The organism is Limnospira sp. (genome assembly GCF_051859755.1).
Classification (GTDB): Bacteria; Cyanobacteriota; Cyanobacteriia; order Cyanobacteriales; family Microcoleaceae; genus Limnospira; species Limnospira fusiformis.
The window spans coordinates 1-2,118 of record NZ_JBIMLI010000290.1 but is presented as its reverse complement, the minus strand read 5'-3'; the positions used below and the strand labels follow the sequence as shown (position 1 = coordinate 2,118).

Here is a 2,118-nt window from a genome sequence, read left to right as displayed (position 1 = left end):
GCTCAGAATTTTCGGCAAGGACTAAATGCTCTATCCCTTGTACAGCAATCAGTCTAGCTCTCTTGTCACCCTCTCAGCCACATTGCACCTCGAAGCCAAGGCGGAAAGGATGAATACAAGAACCTTCAACTATTACACCGCCACTGTCATGATGATAAGACGGCAATTGACAATGCCAACGCTGTATCCTTAACAATGGAACAATCAAATTAGGAGCCGTATGAGGTGAAAGTCTCAAGTACGGTTCTGTATGGGAGGGGGAGATGGTGACATCTCTCTCGACCCCTACTACGATTTGTTACAGAGTTTGTTGACCTTGGGTTCCCTGCCGGTATTTGGTATCGTATGATACAAATCGTCGGGACATATAAACAGTTATAGGGATGGTCAGAAGTGCGCTTCTTGTATTCAACCAAGGGGTTGAAGTCCCCACCAGGCGGTTATTTCGGGTGTCTCAACCCTATTTCATGCCTGAAGGTCTCGCACCTACACCTTTTACAGTAAGCACTCTTAAAGACTACTCCCCAAGCGTAAATTCGGGTATGCCCTACCCTATTTGATTTTGACTTCGCTCTGGCCATTTGAACTGACGATGAAAGCTTTTCTACCAGTGATGGCTAGAGTTTTAGGGATTACGGAGTGTCTCTTGTTTCCGGCGTTCCCAAAGTCAACGACTTCAATTTATGTTCACACCAAGTCGCCCTAAAAGGACGAGGTTTTCAACCCATTTTTTCTGATAATTTTGTTAAACTATTCATGGCCGCGAATTTCGATCACTTGATTTTTTTCGTCCACAAGAACCACTTTCGGCTGATGAGTGGGGACTTCTTCCGGGGTCAACTGCCCATAGGCCATAATTATCAGGCGATCGCCTGGAATGCCTAAACGAGCCGCCGCCCCATTCAATTGAATTTCACCAGACCCAGGTGGGGCAGGAATGACATAGGTAATCAGTCTAGCCCCGTTAGTGGTGTTAACCACCTGTACCTGTTCATTAACCAAAATTCCGGCAGTGTCCAGTAAGTTTTGGTCAATACTTATACTGCCGACATAATTAAGGTTAGCCTCAGTTAGGGTACAGTTATGAATTTTAGCCAACAACAGGGTTCGATACATATTTTAAGGTCTCATCAGATCACATTGACATCCTCCCCGTAACCGGAAGGGGATTCCCAAACCTAACAATTTGGGTTTCTGGTTCTTTCCCCCTTTGGGGTTTTGAGCACCACTCCCGCAACTCCGGCTGTGTTCTGGTCTTCGGGTCGCCACCCAGACCGACACCGCCAGCCAGGCAGCTAAGATGTTGATCCTGGCGTTTACGTCTGTCTCGGTCGTGATCAGTTTCCCAGTCGGGACATTCCCACTCCCGGACTTTTAACGGCATTTTTAAGGGCGATCGTATCCGCAGTTTAAGCATCCCCTGTAGGGGCGGCCTCCACCGTCAGCCATGCCCAACACCAGCCCACTGGATAAACCCGCCCGATTAAAAGCCGCTTTGGTCAACTCAGCCCTTCCGCCCTTCCTCCTCTTTTTAAACTTCGGGTACTTCGTCCTTCCCGCGAAGAAGTTGGAAAATGCGGACTGCCAATGCCTGAGTCTCTGCGATCGCCGAACCGAACTGACCTGCTTGATCAAGTCCAGCCCTTCCGTCTTGTTCCACCTCCTCAGCATCGAAGAAGTCTCGACGTAATCAATGCCCTCTTGTTCCTCGTACCAACCTTGGTTGGTGAGCGAAGTCCAACCATCAGTCCCCGTGGCTAATGGCTTGTTATACACCAGGCGAACACAACCCAAAGTCCTCCGCAACAGGTTTTCCTGTTCCGGGTAAAATCGGTATCGCTAGGCTTTCTCCGTCATCCTTGCAGTATATCTATAACCTGGTAATTACCTGACAACTCAGGAAAATTTATACAAATAGCCATCTCTTCTCAAAACAGGTTTCAAATCTATTGGTTTGACTGAAAACTGAGTTTTGTCAGGTTTGGTTAAAACAAAACTGCCGCGACTCGACGGGGTTATTCTACCGATTCCATGTGCCATCTGCTTGGCTATATCCCCGGTAAGCCATCCCTTAATTGGTTTTAATGGGTTATGGCGAATCGGAAGCCTCTTGTTAGG

The 2,118-nt window shown here is 47.9% G+C and carries 3 protein-coding genes and 2 pseudogenes; 1 reads left to right on the top strand and 4 read right to left on the bottom strand.

Features of this window, described 5'->3' with window-relative positions; translation table 11 throughout:
* Positions 1-72: 72 nt before the first annotated feature.
* A pseudogene (locus tag ACTIE0_RS23965) lies at positions 73-213 on the top strand (HNH endonuclease); the annotation flags it as partial.
* A 537-nt stretch (positions 214-750) separates the two neighbouring features.
* Here ACTIE0_RS23965 and panD read toward each other — a convergent pair.
* From panD to ACTIE0_RS23945, 4 genes and pseudogenes are all read right to left on the bottom strand, one after another.
* Positions 751-1,116, bottom strand: coding sequence for an aspartate 1-decarboxylase (gene panD / locus ACTIE0_RS23960; RefSeq protein ID WP_006615999.1), 366 nt, complete (start codon positions 1,114-1,116; stop codon positions 751-753).
* 19 nt (positions 1,117-1,135) lie between these two features.
* The gene (locus ACTIE0_RS23955; protein ID WP_006625949.1) at positions 1,136-1,417 is read right to left on the bottom strand and encodes a hypothetical protein; all 282 of its coding nucleotides are present in this window, start codon (positions 1,415-1,417) and stop codon (positions 1,136-1,138) included.
* Between the two features lie 114 nt (positions 1,418-1,531).
* Positions 1,532-1,660, bottom strand: a complete 129-nt coding sequence (locus ACTIE0_RS23950) for a hypothetical protein (RefSeq protein WP_006625947.1) — start codon at positions 1,658-1,660, stop codon at positions 1,532-1,534.
* 89 nt (positions 1,661-1,749) lie between these two features.
* Positions 1,750-1,827 (bottom strand): annotated as a pseudogene (locus tag ACTIE0_RS23945) (helix-turn-helix domain-containing protein); the annotation flags it as partial.
* Between the last annotated feature and the right edge of the window lie 291 nt (positions 1,828-2,118).